The organism is Microcoleus sp. N9_A1 (assembly GCF_036701795.1).
In the GTDB taxonomy this organism is placed as follows: domain Bacteria; phylum Cyanobacteriota; class Cyanobacteriia; order Cyanobacteriales; family Microcoleaceae; genus Microcoleus.
Window position 1 is genome coordinate 19,269 of the sequence record NZ_JAUBRI010000005.1, and the last position, 15,445, is coordinate 34,713.

Annotated in this window: 6 protein-coding genes and 1 pseudogene; 6 read left to right on the forward strand and 1 reads right to left on the reverse strand. The window is 44.1% G+C overall.

Annotated features, from left to right (window positions below):
• Nucleotides 1–73: 73 nt before the first annotated feature.
• Together QUA58_RS03410 and QUA58_RS03415 are read left to right on the forward strand one after the other, a co-directional pair.
• On the forward strand, nucleotides 74–688 hold the full coding sequence (locus QUA58_RS03410; RefSeq protein ID WP_333256097.1) for a thylakoid membrane photosystem I accumulation factor: 615 nt from the start codon (nucleotides 74–76) through the stop codon (nucleotides 686–688).
• A gap of 248 nt (nucleotides 689–936) precedes the next feature.
• Nucleotides 937–1,998: a mannose-1-phosphate guanylyltransferase gene (locus QUA58_RS03415; RefSeq protein WP_333393040.1), complete on the forward strand. Its 1,062-nt coding sequence runs from the start codon at nucleotides 937–939 to the stop codon at nucleotides 1,996–1,998.
• A 134-nt stretch (nucleotides 1,999–2,132) separates the two neighbouring features.
• Here the strand turns inward: QUA58_RS03415 and QUA58_RS03420 are convergent, their stop codons facing one another.
• Entirely contained in the window at nucleotides 2,133–2,717 is a 585-nt protein-coding gene (locus QUA58_RS03420; RefSeq protein WP_333393041.1) for a Uma2 family endonuclease, read from the reverse strand.
• A 332-nt stretch (nucleotides 2,718–3,049) separates the two neighbouring features.
• Between QUA58_RS03420 and QUA58_RS03425 the strand changes: the two genes are divergently transcribed.
• From QUA58_RS03425 to QUA58_RS31455, 4 genes and pseudogenes are all read left to right on the forward strand, one after another.
• Nucleotides 3,050–4,702 (forward strand): AarF/ABC1/UbiB kinase family protein, encoded by a 1,653-nt coding sequence (locus tag QUA58_RS03425; protein ID WP_333256128.1) that lies wholly within the window; start codon nucleotides 3,050–3,052, stop codon nucleotides 4,700–4,702.
• 106 nt (nucleotides 4,703–4,808) lie between these two features.
• The gene (locus QUA58_RS03430; RefSeq protein WP_333393042.1) at nucleotides 4,809–8,108 is read left to right on the forward strand and encodes a helicase-related protein; all 3,300 of its coding nucleotides are present in this window, start codon (nucleotides 4,809–4,811) and stop codon (nucleotides 8,106–8,108) included.
• A 674-nt stretch (nucleotides 8,109–8,782) separates the two neighbouring features.
• A pseudogene (locus tag QUA58_RS03435) lies at nucleotides 8,783–9,628 on the forward strand (sigma-70 family RNA polymerase sigma factor); the annotation flags it as partial.
• A gap of 552 nt (nucleotides 9,629–10,180) precedes the next feature.
• Nucleotides 10,181–15,436: an AAA family ATPase gene (locus QUA58_RS31455; protein ID WP_445301860.1), complete on the forward strand. Its 5,256-nt coding sequence runs from the start codon at nucleotides 10,181–10,183 to the stop codon at nucleotides 15,434–15,436.
• Nucleotides 15,437–15,445 lie beyond the last annotated feature (9 nt).

A 15,445-nucleotide genomic window follows, 5' to 3' on the forward strand; every position in this document is an offset into this window, starting at 1 on the left:
ATACAGTTGCTGATACAATTAGGAAAGTTTTTGCATTTGATTTCGCTTTCCTTACAGCAACTGCCAACAACATATGATATTTCCTGAGAACAAAAAATCAATTGTTACTCCTGCTTCTGGCCTGGGCTTGCTGAAGCGAATCTTGTCAGCCAGTCTTTTAACAGTGGCGATCGCACTTAGCTTGATACTGCTAACCGGCGCACCGCCAGCCTTAGCAACTCTCACAGACGATCGCTTCGACGGCACTATCTTTGCCCTCTACGCGGGCAACGGTTCCCTAGTTCCTCCTAAGGTCAAGCTCACAGATTCTTTCAAACGTAATAAACCCGTATTGTTAGTGTTTTACACTGACGACAGCAGCGACTCCAAGCAATACGCGATCGTCGTCTCTCAACTCCAGGAATTTTACGGCCGCGAAGCCGATTTTATCCCAGTAATAATTGACTCTTTGCCTCCGCAACCGTCACCCAAAACCACCGAACCGAGCCATTATTACGAAGGTTTTGTACCTCAAACTGTCATCCTCGACCAATCAGGAAAAGTAGTTTTTAATGAGAAAGGACAAATACCATTTGAACAGGTAGATGATGCTTTTAGGAAAGTATTTGACTTGCTGCCTCGTGAAAAATCTCTCCCGCTGAAACGCCGTGTCGTGAACGAACTCAACGTCGAATTGTCGAATCAATAGCTAATTGCTAATTGCTCGTGGCTATAGCAATTTTAAAGAATTCGTTAACGATAACTTATCGGTCTGATATTGGGGTAAGGTGCGCTGCGGCGCACCATACATTTATCGTAATACTAATTGGATTGACAAAGTGACAGGCGGAAGATAGAAGGTAGAATTAAAAATTAAGCTACGGGTAAGGACACGGCATTGCCGTGTCCCTACGGGTATCAAGCCAAAATAGATGTGAACTTTTTAAACTTTAAACCATGAGTAGAACCTTAATTCCTGTGATTCTGGCCGGCGGTAAAGGCGAACGTTTCTGGCCGCTGAGTCGCAAGCAGCGCCCCAAGCAGTTTTTGAGTCTCGACGGTAGTGGCAAGAGTTTGCTGCAGACTACAGCGGAAAGACTATTAACATTAGGTAACGGCTGGGACGATTTGTGGGTGGTAACATCGGAAATGTTGGCCGACGGGGTTCGGGAACAGTTGCCGCTTTTACCTCAAGAGAATTTGCTGGCCGAACCCGAAGGCCGGGATACTGCGCCGGCGGTGGCTTGGAGTGCGATCGAAATTGCGAAGCGTTACGGTGAGGATGCGGTTGTCGGGTTTTTCCCCGCGGATCACTGGATTGGGGAACCGGAGGAGTTTGTCAAGACTTTGGAAGCGGCTGCTGAGTTGGCGATGAAGGAAAGTGCGATCGCCACTTTGGGTGTTAAACCGAGTTATGCTTCCACTGGCTACGGCTACATCGAACAAGGCGAGGAAATTGGCAGTTTTGGCGGTTTTCCGGCGTACCGGGTGGCGAGGTTTACCGAAAAGCCCGATCGCACAACTGCTGAAGAATTTGTCGCCAGCGGTAAGTTTAGTTGGAACGGCGGAATTTTTGTGTTTCGAGTCGGTACGGTCTTGACAGAATTGCGAAATCATGTACCGGAAATGATGGCAGCTTTGGAAGCGAAAGGTGCTGCTGCTTACTCGGAATTGCCGAAAATTAGCATTGATTACGCCCTGATGGAGAAGACGCAAAAAGCCTGTGTTTTGCCTGTGAGCTTTAGTTGGGACGATTTGGGTGATTGGAATGCGATCGGTCGTTTGCTGCAAGGAGACAAACCGAATGTCGAGTTAGCAAAACACGTCGGAATTGATACCAAAGGTGGCATCTTTTATGCAGCCGATGAGAATGAGGTGATTGTCACTATTGGTTTAGAAGATGTGGTAGTTGTCAGAGATGGGAATGTAACTTTGATTGTGAAAAAGGACAGGACGCAGGAGATTAAACAGGTAATCAAAGTGTTGGGAGAAGATGACAAATTGAAAGATTTGTTGTAAAGGGCGACACCGCAATAAAAAAACAGGTTCGTAGTCAGGACTTCAGTTTTTTCTTACTCAATAAAGCCAGAAAGACTAAAGTCTTTACTACGAACCTAGGAAATTTTAGTGACGCAACTCGCATCTGCCACTGACTACATAATTTCTGCTAAATCCAACACAAAACCAGGCAGTACATCTTCCCCCGACACAGTGGCAGGATTTTGGAGAATTTCCACACTTTGACCGGGGCGATAAATTTCTACCCGCCGATTTTGCCTGTCAATTAACCAACCCAATCTCGCACCGTTATCTATATATTCTTGCATTTTCTCTTGCAGCTTTTTCAACGAATCAGTCTTCGATCGCAACTCGACCACAAAATCGGGACACAAAGGAGCAAAACTGTCTTTTTGTTCCGGTGTTAAAGCATCCCAGCGTTCTTTTTTGACCCAAGAGGCATCAGGAGAGCGATCGGCACCATTCGGGAGTGTAAAGCCTCCAGAAGAGTCGAAGGCAACTCCTAGATTATTTTGCCTGCTCCAGGCTTGAAGTTGATATGATAAATCGATATTGCGCTTGCTAGTTTCACTGCCTGTCGGTGGCATAATAATTAATTCCCCTGATGCTGTACGTTCAAATTGATAATCGCGGTTGTTCTGACAAAGCTGAAAAAATTGATCGTCAGTTAAGTTGATGGATAATTCGATCGAGTTTGCAGGAGATTGGATAGCAATCATGTTTTTTATAGATGTGAAACACATTGACAATTTGGCTGGTAATAACTTACTTATTCAAGTTTTTGATTCAACTTTTAAACTCAATAAATTTAATCATAAAAATATCATGTCTACTTTAACTGTATATTAACATGAGGATTAATGCTACGGCCAAAAACCGATCGCCCTCCCCCACACCCCAAAGTAGGCGCAGCGCAGCTATCCCTCTTCAGAAATTGCGCCCATTCCCACCCTCTCACCCCCAAATTATTCCTCAAGACAATGGTCAGCTCGGTCAACAGCGCTATCCTAGTAGTTATATTGCTAGCAAAGTCGATCGACCCGGAGGCCCATTGTTTAGCCTAGTTCAAAACACTTCTCGCAAAGGAGAAATCCTAGAGGTCGTCTTCCGCAACGGTTGGGACTACATGAAAAGCCTCCTAACCGGCCGCAAAACCGACGCACCCAGTCTCCCAACTCCCGCTGTTCTCCGCAACATCTTGGTAGAATTAGGCCCAGTTTTTGTGAAATTGGGACAATTGCTGAGTACCCGTCCCGACCTTTTACCCGCCGCCTACATCGAAACCCTCTCCACGCTGCAAGCGGAAGTGCCCCCCGTACCGTGGTCGCAAGTAGAAGCGATTGTCCGCAAGGAACTCGTACAATCTCTCGAAGATACCTTCGCTAAATTTAACACTCAGGCGATCGCCGCAGGCTCGATCGCCCAAACCCACAAAGCTACCTTAAAAGACGGCCGCGAAGTCGCCCTGAAAGTTCAGCGCCCCGGTATCGATATTGTCATCGAACAAGACATCGCCGTGCTCCGAGGTTTGGCCGAACTTGTGATGCTGACAGACTTCGGTCAACAATACGATATTGTCGCCCTAGCCGAAGAATTTGCGATCGCCCTGCGTGCAGAACTAGACTTCATTCAAGAAGCCAGCTACACCGACGAACTGCGCCGCAATTTATCTAAAAGTAAATGGTTCGACCCAAAACAAGTTGTTCTACCAGAAATTAACTGGGAGTTGACTACAAAAAAACTCTTAGTAATGGAATGGCTGAACGGAGTGCCAATTCTGTTAGGCGATTTGCAAGGAATTGGCCACAAAGGAGATATAAATGCCGAACGCGAAGCAATTACAACCCTGCTTTGCCGCGTTTTCTTCCAGCAGTTGTACATCGACGGATTCTTTCACGCAGACCCGCATCCCGGCAATTTATTTTATCTCAAAGACGGTCGGATTGCCCTGCTAGACTGCGGCATGGTCGGCAGGTTAGACCCGCGCACCCAGCAGAATTTGACAGAAATGTTACTGTCAATTGTCGATTTAGACGCTCAGCGCTGCGCTCAATTAACATTGCAAATGGCAGAATTTGCTCAGCCTACAAGTTTGGCTAATCTCGAAAACGATTTGGCTCGAATGCTGCGAAAGTATTACAATATTAGCTTGTCGCAAATGAACTTATCGGAAATATTTTATGAGGTACTGGAAATTACCAGAAACAATAAAATTAGGCTGCCCAGCAATCTCGGTTTGTACGCAAAAACTTTAGCTAATTTGGAAGGATTGGCGCGTTCTTTTAATCCCAGATTCAATATTATAGAGCAGGTCAAACCGCTGATGACAGATATGTTTCGGCGTCAGTTATTGGGAGATGACCCGGTACAAGCTCTGTTGAGAACTGCCCTGGATCTGAAAAGCTTATCTTTGCAATCTCCGCGACAGGTGGAAGTGCTTTTAGACCGGGTGACTTCGGAAACTTTGAAGTGGAATTTGACGCTAAAAGAACTCGATCCGCTGCGCCGCACTTTGGGGGATTCTGCGAATCGGCTTTCTTTTAGTATTGTTGTAGGTTCGCTGATTGTGGGGGCGGCAATTATTTCTTCTAACGCGCAAACTGCTCAGCTATCTTTTTTGAGCAATGGTTTGTTTGGGGCGGCTAGTTTTTTGGGTTTTTGGTTGATTATTAGCATTATGCGATCGGGCCGTTTGCGGAGTTGATTGTACAATATCAGTATATGTTGTGGAACGGGCCGGAGAGCCCGTTCCTAAGAATCGTGGAAGATGTAGAATATAGCCAAGTGCAACAACCGCATAAAGGTAGGCTATGTCAAAGCATGATTCTTCTCTCCCAAAGTCGGCAATTAGAGACAACCGCCACCGCGGAACTGTGGGCAATTTTTTGAAAGCCAAGGTCGAGGAAAACTCAAGCTTGTCAATTGTTTCTGCTTACTTTACAATTTATGCTTTTGATGCTTTGAAGGAACAACTTCTAGGTATTAAAAGCTTAAAATTTTTGTTTGGCGAACCGCGCTTCATCAAGTCCCTTGACCCCAGTAAAACCGATAAAAAGGCGTTCCAAATTGAGGATGAGGGCTTGCAGCTACAGAATCGGTTGCAGCAAAAACGGGTGGCGAAAGAATGTGCAGAATGGATTGAAAAAAAAGTCCAGATACGGTCAGTAAAGCAATCTAATTTACTGCACGGCAAAATGTATCACATTGCTCATAACGGAACTGAAAATGCTATTATGGGCAGTTCTAATTTTACCATGCGGGGACTCGGATTAGGTAAAAATAACAACAATATTGAACTCAATCTAGAAGTAGATAGTAAACGCGATACCCGCGACCTTAAAGCCTGGTTTGATGAACTCTGGAATGATGCCGAGCTCATCGAAGATGTCAAACAAGATGTGCTGCTGTACCTAGAGCAACTTTACCAGAATAATTCTCCTGAGTTTATCTACTACAAAACTCTGTTTCATATCTTCGAGACTTTTCTAGATGACCTAGAAAAAAGCGATATTCTCAGCGAACAGCTACACCTATTTGATACAGAAATCTGGAAAGCTCTATTTGAATTTCAAAAAGACGGAGTTAAGGCCGCCATCAATAAAATCCGACGATATAACGGGTGTATTATTGCTGACAGCGTTGGTTTAGGTAAAACATTTGAAGCTCTAGCGGTTATTAAACATTTTGAACTTCGCAATGAAAAAGTTTTGGTTCTGTGTCCCAAAAAACTCCGCGAGAATTGGACTGTATATCTAGCACAGAACAATAGCGATCTCAATCCTTTGGTTAAAGACCGCTTTAACTATACAGTCCTATCTCACACCGACTTGAGTCGTGACTCTGGTTACTCTGGGGACATTAATTTAGAAACGATTAATTGGGGTAACTATGACTTGGTAGTTATTGACGAATCGCACAATTTCCGCAACAACATCAAGAGCAAACGGGACGAATCTGGTAATCTAATTAGAAAGAGCCGTTACGAAAGGTTGATGGATGATATTATCAAGAGCGGTGTCAAAACTCAGGTGCTACTCTTATCAGCAACTCCGGTTAACAATGATTTAAAGGATTTGCGGAATCAACTTTATTTTATAACAGAAGGTCGCGATGCTGCGTTTGGCGAATCGCTGGGAATTGTCAGTCTGCGCGATACACTAGCTGATGCTCAGGGAAAATTTACCAAGTGGGCTAAGAAAAGTCGCGATCGCAAAACTAGCGAACTGCTGGAAGAACTAAGTTCTGCTTTTTTCAAACTGCTTGACCAATTGACGATCGCACGATCGCGCAAGCACATTCAAAAATACTATAAAGATGCGATCGCCCAATTAGGCGGCTTTCCAGAACGGCTCACACCCATCTCCGTATTTCCTGAGATTGACCTAAAGGGTGAGTTCATGTCCTACGAACAGCTTAACAGCGAAATTTCTAAATATCAACTCTCGCTATTCAACCCTTCAAAATATGTCCTGCCCCCCTATCGTTCGGTGTATGAAAATAAAGGAGGGCGAAATTTCAAACAGAGCGATCGGGAACGCTCTCTGATCGGCATGATAAAGGTTAATTTTTTGAAACGCCTGGAAAGCTCGGTGAATTCCTTCGCTATCACAATGCAGCGGACTATTGACAAAATATCAGAGTTACAAAAACGACTCGAATCCTTCAGGAATTGGCAAGACGAAAACGCGGAAATTGATTTCAAGGATTTAGAGTTCGAGGCAGAAGAAGACGAGGATTTACGAGCGGCGTGGGAGGTTGGCAAGCTAAAAGTTAAAATGGTGCACCTCGATGTCGAAACCTGGTTAAAAGACCTGAAAAACGACAAGAAACAGCTTAAAAAAATTTACAATTCTGCCCAAAGCATTTCTGTTGAACGCGATGCCAAGCTGGCTGAGCTAAAAGAACGGATCGCCAAGAAAGTTAGGAATCCTACAACTAACAAGCATGGCCAACCAAATCGCAAGGTTTTAGTGTTTACTGCCTTTGCAGATACGGCAGTTTATCTCTACGAAGGATTGCGGGAATGGGCAACATTAGAATTGAAAATTAACCTAGCTTTGGTGACTGGTGGTTCGGCGGCAAATAAGACCACCTTTGGCAAAAATGAGTTCAATCACGTCCTGACAAATTTTTCGCCGTTCGCCAAGAAACGCGCCCAAATTCCATCTATGCAGCAAGACGGCGAGATTGACTTATTAATTGCCACAGATTGTATATCAGAAGGGCAAAATTTACAATATTGCGATTATCTGATTAACTACGACATACACTGGAACCCAGTCCGAATTATCCAGCGGTTCGGTAGGTGCGATCGCATTGGCAGTCCCAACCACACGGTACAATTAATTAATTTTTGGCCGACAGAGAACTTGGATCAATACATCAATCTGAAAAATCGAGTAGAAGCACGGATGGCTTTAGCGGACATGGCTGGTACATTTGAAGATAACCTGCTGGAGGCAAAGGAAATTCAAGAACTGATTGAGAGTGATTTGAAATACCGCGACAAGCAGTTGCTGCGATTGAAACATGAGGTGCTGGATCTCGAAGATTTCACGGAGAGTGTAGCCCTAACCGAATTCACTCTCGATGACTTCCGAATTGAACTAGCCAAATACATTGAGAGCAACCGCAAACTACTCCAAGATGCTCCTTTAGGACTTTATGCAGTAGTTCCAACTAACTCGGAGTACCCGATAATTGCTCCGGGCGTAATTTTTTGCCTCAAACAAAAAGGCGATTGTCTTGATAATAAAACCGTCAACCCGCTGCAACCATACTTTTTAGTTTACGTTCGAGAAAATAAGGAAGTGCGATTAACTTTTGCTCAACCCAAACAAATACTTGAAATATATCAGTTGCTGTGCGCGGGGTGTACTGTTCCCTATGAAGAGTTGTGCAACTTGTTCGATCGACAAACTAATAACGGATTTGATATGAGTTTGTATAACGACTTGCTGAAGCGGGCGGTGGATTCAATTGCAGATATTTACAAGAAGCGGAGCATCGGCTACCTGCTGTCTAGCCGCAGTGCTGTATTGGTTGAAAAAGCGCATCAGGTTAAAGCAACAACGGATTTTGAACTGATTACCTGGTTGGTGATTAAATGAGCGTCAGCGAACAACAAGCAAAAGTATCTATTAATCAAGCTTTAAGTAGTTTTGCCAAGGGGAAACTTGCTGATAACGCCCGGAATTTGTTCTTTGCTCTTGGCTACCGCAGTGATAAAACTCTTCCGTTTTATCCTAATAGTTCGGATAATTTTATTGCAGAATTTGACATATATCAAGAGCTCAACTCCCAAAAAGCTCTCTTAGAGGAATGGCTGTCGGTTGATTTTCTCTTCCAATTTACCGGGACAGAAATTGCAGATAATGACCAGTTTGTCGAATTTGATACTAGCAGTGGTGAGAGTGCCTTTTTTACTTCGTACTTGTTTTTCGCGATCGCACTGCGGAGGAGCGCGTACACTATAGAACAACTTGACGGCATTGTCCGCGAGATTAATAAAATTTTACCGATGCCGGCGATCGTTCTCTTTCAGCATGGAGAAACTCTGACTTTCTCCATGATAAACCGCCGCCAACACAAACGCAATGAATCTAAAGATGTATTAGGAAAAGTCAAACATCTTAAAGATATCCCATTCGCCAGTCCGACAAACTCTCATTTAAAAATGCTCTTCAATATTTTTGTGACAGAGTTGCATGAGAATCATGGCTTTAGCAACTTTGACGAATTTCATGAAGCTTGGCATAAAACTATTCCTGACAGCATCAAATTTAAAAAAGAGCGCCTACCGCCAGATTCGCTTCGGGTTTACCTGCAACAAATCGGTCGAATTCCCATGCTCAAAGCTGACGAAGAGATTGAATTAGCTCGAATAATTGCTGAGTTAGAATTAGAGGGCAGCCGAAAAGCTAAAGACAAAATGGTAGAGTCTAACTTGCGGCTGGTAGTCTCAATCGCTAAAAAATATCAAAATCGAGGGCTGGATTTCTTAGACTTGATTCAGGAGGGAAATCTGGGTTTAATCAGGGCTGTAGAAAAGTTTGATTGCACGAAGGGCTACAGGTTTTCCACCTACGCATATTGGTGGATTCGTCAGGAAATTACGCGGGCGATTGCCGATCAATCACGGACTATCCGCCTGCCAGTTCACCTTTGCGAAACGATCTCGCGGATTAAGAAAACTACCAAACTGCTTTCTCAAGAATTTGGTCGCACTCCCAAGATGGAAGAAGTCGCTGATTGCTGGAAAATGACTACTGCCAAATTGCGCTTGGTTATTGAATCGGATCAGCCTATCATTTCCTTGGATACTAGAATGGGTAATGAAGAAGGTTCTACATTGGGAGAGTTGATTGAATTCCATGGGGAAACACCAGAAGATTATATTTTAAAAATTAACCAGCGGCGAGACATAGAAAGCGTCTTAAACACCCTCAGTTCCCGCGAACGTGAGGTTATACGGATGCGATTCGGCTTGGATGACGGCCGCGAGAAGACTCTAGAAGAAATCGGCAATATATTTAATCTTACCCGCGAGCGGATTCGGCAAATTGAGGCTAACGCTTTACTAAGATTGCGCCATCCCAACCGCAGCAGCATTTTAAAAGATTATATTCGCCCCACAGCAATTTATCAAACTGAGACAAAAAGACCGATCGCCCAACCGATGCAGCCCAGACACTTCAACATTCCAGAAAACTTGTCTCGCAGCCGCGACACTTTCTTACAGGAGCCTGTTGATGATAAAATAGTTGATATAGCTAATATGACCGAACCATTAATTTATTTTAACAATTTCATAGACAAATCAAATATACAACAAGCAACGTTGGCTCAGACTTACCTGTCGAGTGCCGATGAAAATGAAAATAATTTCAATTATGCAAATAATGACCAGAATTTTCACCTTGCAGAACCGACAGAAAATAACTTAAATGGAGTGATTAAACCGATGGAACACAATTCAGCAGACTTACTAAAACAACTCACCGCACTAGAGCCGATTTTTTCCCAACTGGAAGCACGGCTGTCAGAGGCGAGTCGAAAGTTGCTTTACCCTGGTATACCTATATCTCAACAGCTTATTCAAGAACTTGACGAGTCCCGTAAAAACTTTATTCAGCTTCGCGACAAGGTGCTAGAACTGGCTGAATCTTTGGCAGTATTGCCAATGCTGCAAGCTGAGGAAATTGGTTCTTTAGCAGATATCAAGTCTGTACTTGACCGTGTTGATTTGGCCGAGAAGCAAAAAAGTGGGATCGCTCTTGTCCGCGACTCTTCCTTGAGGGTTTTGGAACGCATTTTAGCGATCGCCCATCGAGTAGAAAGCAATTTTCAGTCATTGTTGGAATGTCAGGAAAAAGCCCGCGAACTTCAACGCGCCATCTCCGAATCTCAGGAGTCTGACTTGCATCCGGACACCCAACTCTTGGCTGATGGCAATCATCCATTCTCAAAACTGCTAACACTAATTGCAGAATGGGAAGAAGCAGATGACGAACGTTTAGATTCCTTAGAGGATGTGGTAACGGCATCATTTGGAAGAACTCTGGCGAGGGCAGCAGGGAGAGGAAAGCTCATTATTCAGGAGAAAGCAATCCCAGATTTACCTCCGGTTTATACTCAAAATAAATTAGACAAAAATGACTTAGTTGAGTCTCCCAAGTCTGAAAATATTCCTCGGGTAGAAGCACTACCCGCAGCAGAGTTGAATGGGGTATCGACAGAGAACGCGCTCGCGGTGCCCACCCCGGAAAATATCCCAAATATTCCAATAGAATCGCCAACCGCAATTCAGATACATCAGCAAATTTCTGAAAAGCAACAAGGGAAAGAAGTTAAAAAGCAGGGGGATAAAAAAAGAGAAGAAAAACACCCTTTTTACTGCTTCTCGCCCAATGATACCGCTCAAAAAATCGCTCAATCCATCTTGGACGGCACCGATCGAGAACGTCCAGCAGTTTTGCGCGACTTAGTTTGGCGGCTGATTTTTGAAGAAAGACTCAGCCTTGCCTTTCATTTAGCTCGCTGTTTAGAAAAAGAATATCCTCACTTTAATCCGCACCTGCCACCGCAGTTAATTCGAGCAGTATTGGTAGGAAAAAACCTGCGCTATGACGTAGGATATGGACAACTTGCAAATCTGCTTAAAGATGACTTCACGAGTTACAGCGAAAGCTATTTATTGCCAGATAAAAGTGAATGGACTCAAGCTGCAAGCTTGCTCTTGGCAGCAGCAGCACTGCGACCGTCTTTACTAGCGCCAAATACTGGTGCGAAGCACCTTCTCCAGCAGATTCACTTCGGTAAAGCTGGACTCGACAAACTATACGATTATTGCCAAATTATCGCCAAACACGGCGATAGGCAGCGGGCGCTGGATATCACAGCCATCAAGAAAGCTCAAGACCAGGCAGACATACAAAAATCTTTAGACCAATTGCATCAAAACATCGAATCTTGGTGGTCTCAAGCACATAAAAAAGATATGATTTACCCGCCGGCGAAGAAGGTTTGGCAGGATTGGTTGAAGCCGGACGAACTGATTCACTCTTTACTATTTCCTGTACTTGAAAGCGATTTGAGTAAACTTTCAACACTCAAGCAGAAAGTCAATCGATTGTCTGACGAATCCCAGATAGACTCTGAAGTTGAGAAGACCGATCGTAAAATTCGCCGCAGTCGCAGTGACGCCATGATGGGGAAAGCCGTGATTCAGTTTCGCGATCGCGTTCGTGAACCTGTTGATTTGGTGCGAAAGTGGATTGAAATTCAGGAATCGCGCTTAGATCGAAGAGACAATTATCTTCAGAAAGAAGCAAAACAGTTAAAACAAGATATTGAGAATCTTCAAGATACTGTTCTCCAAGAATTAGATACCTTTGAGGCGACAAAACCTCCAGTGTTTATTTTAGCTGGTATTGCCTGTTGCCGAAAAGCTGTGGAAGACATCGCCAATATCTTCGATCCAGATACCAAATTGTCAACCGCAGAACCTTACGCAAGACATATCCTGCACGCGGATCTGTTAAGAATGCCGTCTCTCCCTATCAACGATGCCTGGGAACTGGATATCGCTAATCCTGAAGCGGGTATAGATGGAATTTTGGAGTTAGTCAAAAATGACATTTGGGATTGGCAACAAGCATTCGATATGCAAAGTTATGTCTGTAGTTCAAAAGCGGTCGGAAATCATGAGGCTACGGCACAAATCATCGAATATCTCGAATACAACCCCGAATCAACATTAGACCTCGATCGGCTAAAGGACGAACGGAATAATCGGATTGAACAGTGCCAAGTAATTTTGCATGAGCAGGTCGAGACTACTAGCAAACAGCTCGAAAGTGCCGTAGCTTTTGGTTTGCTAAGAGAAACAGATAGAACTGCTTATGCAGCACAGATTGAAAGCATTAAAAATGCTCTGGAAACTACCAGGCTATTTTCCGAAAAGATTGAGCTGCTTCGGGCGATAGGTCAAGGAATTAGCGCCAAGCGCCAGGAACAGATTGATCGGGTATCCGAGGAATTAGAGAGTCTTCAGCAAACAGGTATAGCAGATGCCGATCGTACCAGAATTTGCAGTGTATTGGATCGAGGCGATATCCTGACGGCTAATGAATATATATCTATGCTGCAAAAAGGGCGATCGCTTCCTGAACCAGAGGAAAAGAGAGATGCTTTTAAAGACTTCTTCGAGCATGATAAGTATACTGCGATCGAAAAAGTGCTTCAGGATTACAAAAAGCAAGAGCTAATTGCAGACATTTCCAAAGGGAAAAATATCGCCAAAATCCAGATGCCGCAGGGGGCCCAAGCCAAAAAAGCCGCTGAAATGCTCGACACTTGGTTGGCAGCCAAGGGAAGGAATCAAGCCACAGAGAAAGATGCTCATCAAATTCTCAGCAACCTCGGTTTTAACCTAAAATCTCTTACATTTAAAAAATCAGGACAATATACCTGGATTGACGTTAATGCCGAGCCGATATTTGACCAAAATCGCTGTCCTGTGTCTGCCTATGGTTCAGCCGCCAACGGTCATTACCGGATTCTTTGCCTATGGGATATACCAAACGAACAAGATATCCTGAATGCGGTTGGAGAAACTGCTCTCGGTTCTCCAGTATTCGTCTTTTATTTTCGGCGAATGACCGTAAAGAAACGCCGAGATTTGGCTGATTTGTGTCGGCAGCGTCGGAGCACTTTCATTGTTATAGATGATGTGCTGATGCTCTACCTTTGCGGAGAACAAAAAACACGCCTACCTGTCTTGTTTGACTGTACCTTACCCTTTACTTACCTAGAACCTTATAAAACCGCAGCAGGAGAGGTTCCGCCTGAGATGTTTTACGGGCGAGAACGAGAACGGAAATCCATAATCGATCCAGAAGGTTCTTGTTTAATTTATGGAGGGCGCCAGTTAGGTAAAACGGTTTTGCTTAAGTATGTACACCGGACTTTTCACGCAACCGAGGTGGGAAGGAACGCCCTATTTTTGGATATCAAAGAAATTGGGCGCAAGCAACTGTTAGATAAGATTTGGCATCTACTAAACGAAGAATTGGATAAATTGCAAATTCCCGATACCAACCGGCGCAATTCAGTCCGCGAAAGCAGCTTGCAGCGGATTAAAAGTTGGCTGGAATTCGACAAGCAGCGGCGCTTTTTGCTGTTGTTGGATGAGGCAGATAATTTCCTGGAAGCCGATGGTAAGGAGGATTTCCCGCGCTGCGATGAGTTCAGAAAATTAATGACGGAAACTAACCGACGTTTTAAGGTAGTCTTTGCCGGATTGCACAACGTTCTGAGAACCACTAGACAAGCAAACCATCCGCTGGCTCACTTTGGCGCGCCCATCTGCATTGGGCCTCTGCTGAATAATGGTGAAATGCGATCGGCAACAGCATTGGTAGAACGTCCGCTGGCTAGTCTTGGCTATCGTTTTGAATCACTTGATTTAATCCCGCGCATTCTTTGGCAGACTAACTATTATCCGAGCTTGATTCAACTCTATTGCGAGCAGTTACTCAAGCACATTACTAACCCAGATGTGCCTACTTTCGATCCTAAAATTAGTCCGCCTTACGTGATTACTTCTCGCCATGTAGAAGAAGCTTATCAAAGTCAAGACCTTCGCAATAATATTCGCGATCGCTTTAAGTTGACCCTGGGACTCGATCCGCGCTACGAGGTAATTGCCTACTCGATTGCTGATGGCTCTCAGGAGAATGAAACAGGCATGGAGGATGGGTTTTCTGTATCTTGGATTTGCGAGCAAGTCTTGTCTTGGTGGTCTGAAGGATTCGCGGGAAGGTCATCAGAAGATGAAATCCTTGCTTTACTAGAAGAAATGGTCGGATTAGGAGTTTTACGAGAAACCAATGCAGGTTACTTCACTCTGAGAAGTTCTAATTTAGCCTTGCTTATGGGTACGCAACCAGAAATTGAAGCAGAACTTCTGAGACCGCGTGAAGCTCCACCTGAATACGAACCTGCTACTTTTCGGTCTCCTCTTGTCAAAAATAAAGCTGATTCCCGGCGCAGTCCTTTAACTGTTCAACAGGAATCAGAGCTGCTGCGCCGGGAGTACGGTGTCTCTATTATATTTGGCTGCCAAGCGGCAGGAATTGACGATTTGAGAGTTTTTATGGAAGCAGCCTTTAGTAAGAAGGATTGCAAAATTCACTATTTAGAAAACCTTTCAGACCGCTCGGATTTCAGCCAGCGTTTGACAGAAATTAGTAACCGTCGCAAGAAAGATACCACGACGCTCGTTGTTGTATCACCCACCACCCCTTGGACTAAGGATTGGGTTGATGAGGCAATTAATAAAGTCAAAAGATTGAAGAAAGAAGACTCGTTTATGCAGCTTGTTTTTGTCGCAAATCCTCAGAAGGCTTGGCAGTTAGTTAATCATAATTCCACAAATGTTGATTACTTTAAGGAACTGAGAAGTTTCAGTCTCAAACCTTGGCACGATGCCGCGCTGCGACATTGGTTGGAAGATGTTAATTTGCCCAGGGAACTAGAAGTTAGAAAGAAGATTACAGAAGTGACAGGGAATTGGTCAAACCTGCTGCAAGAATTCTATAAATTTTACCAGGCTGATTCTCGCTGGCAAGATTCTTTGCCGGAACTGAAGAATCAATTTAATAAATCCGATCAATTAATTAATTCAATGGGCTTTGACGGTTGCGAACCTCAAATAAAACTGGTGATGAGAACTTTGGCCCAATGGGGAGAAGCAGCGGTTGAGGAATTAATTGATCTTGTTGATGATGTATCGCCTGAAGTTGTCAAGCAGACTCTCAGATGGGCGGATCTCCTCAGTCTTGTCTCGCATTTAGGAAATCAGAAGCAAGACGGTAAGGATTACTGGCAGATTGACCCTGTAGTTGGTCGTCTGCTCGAATCTATGGCAGAGTAATACAAACTT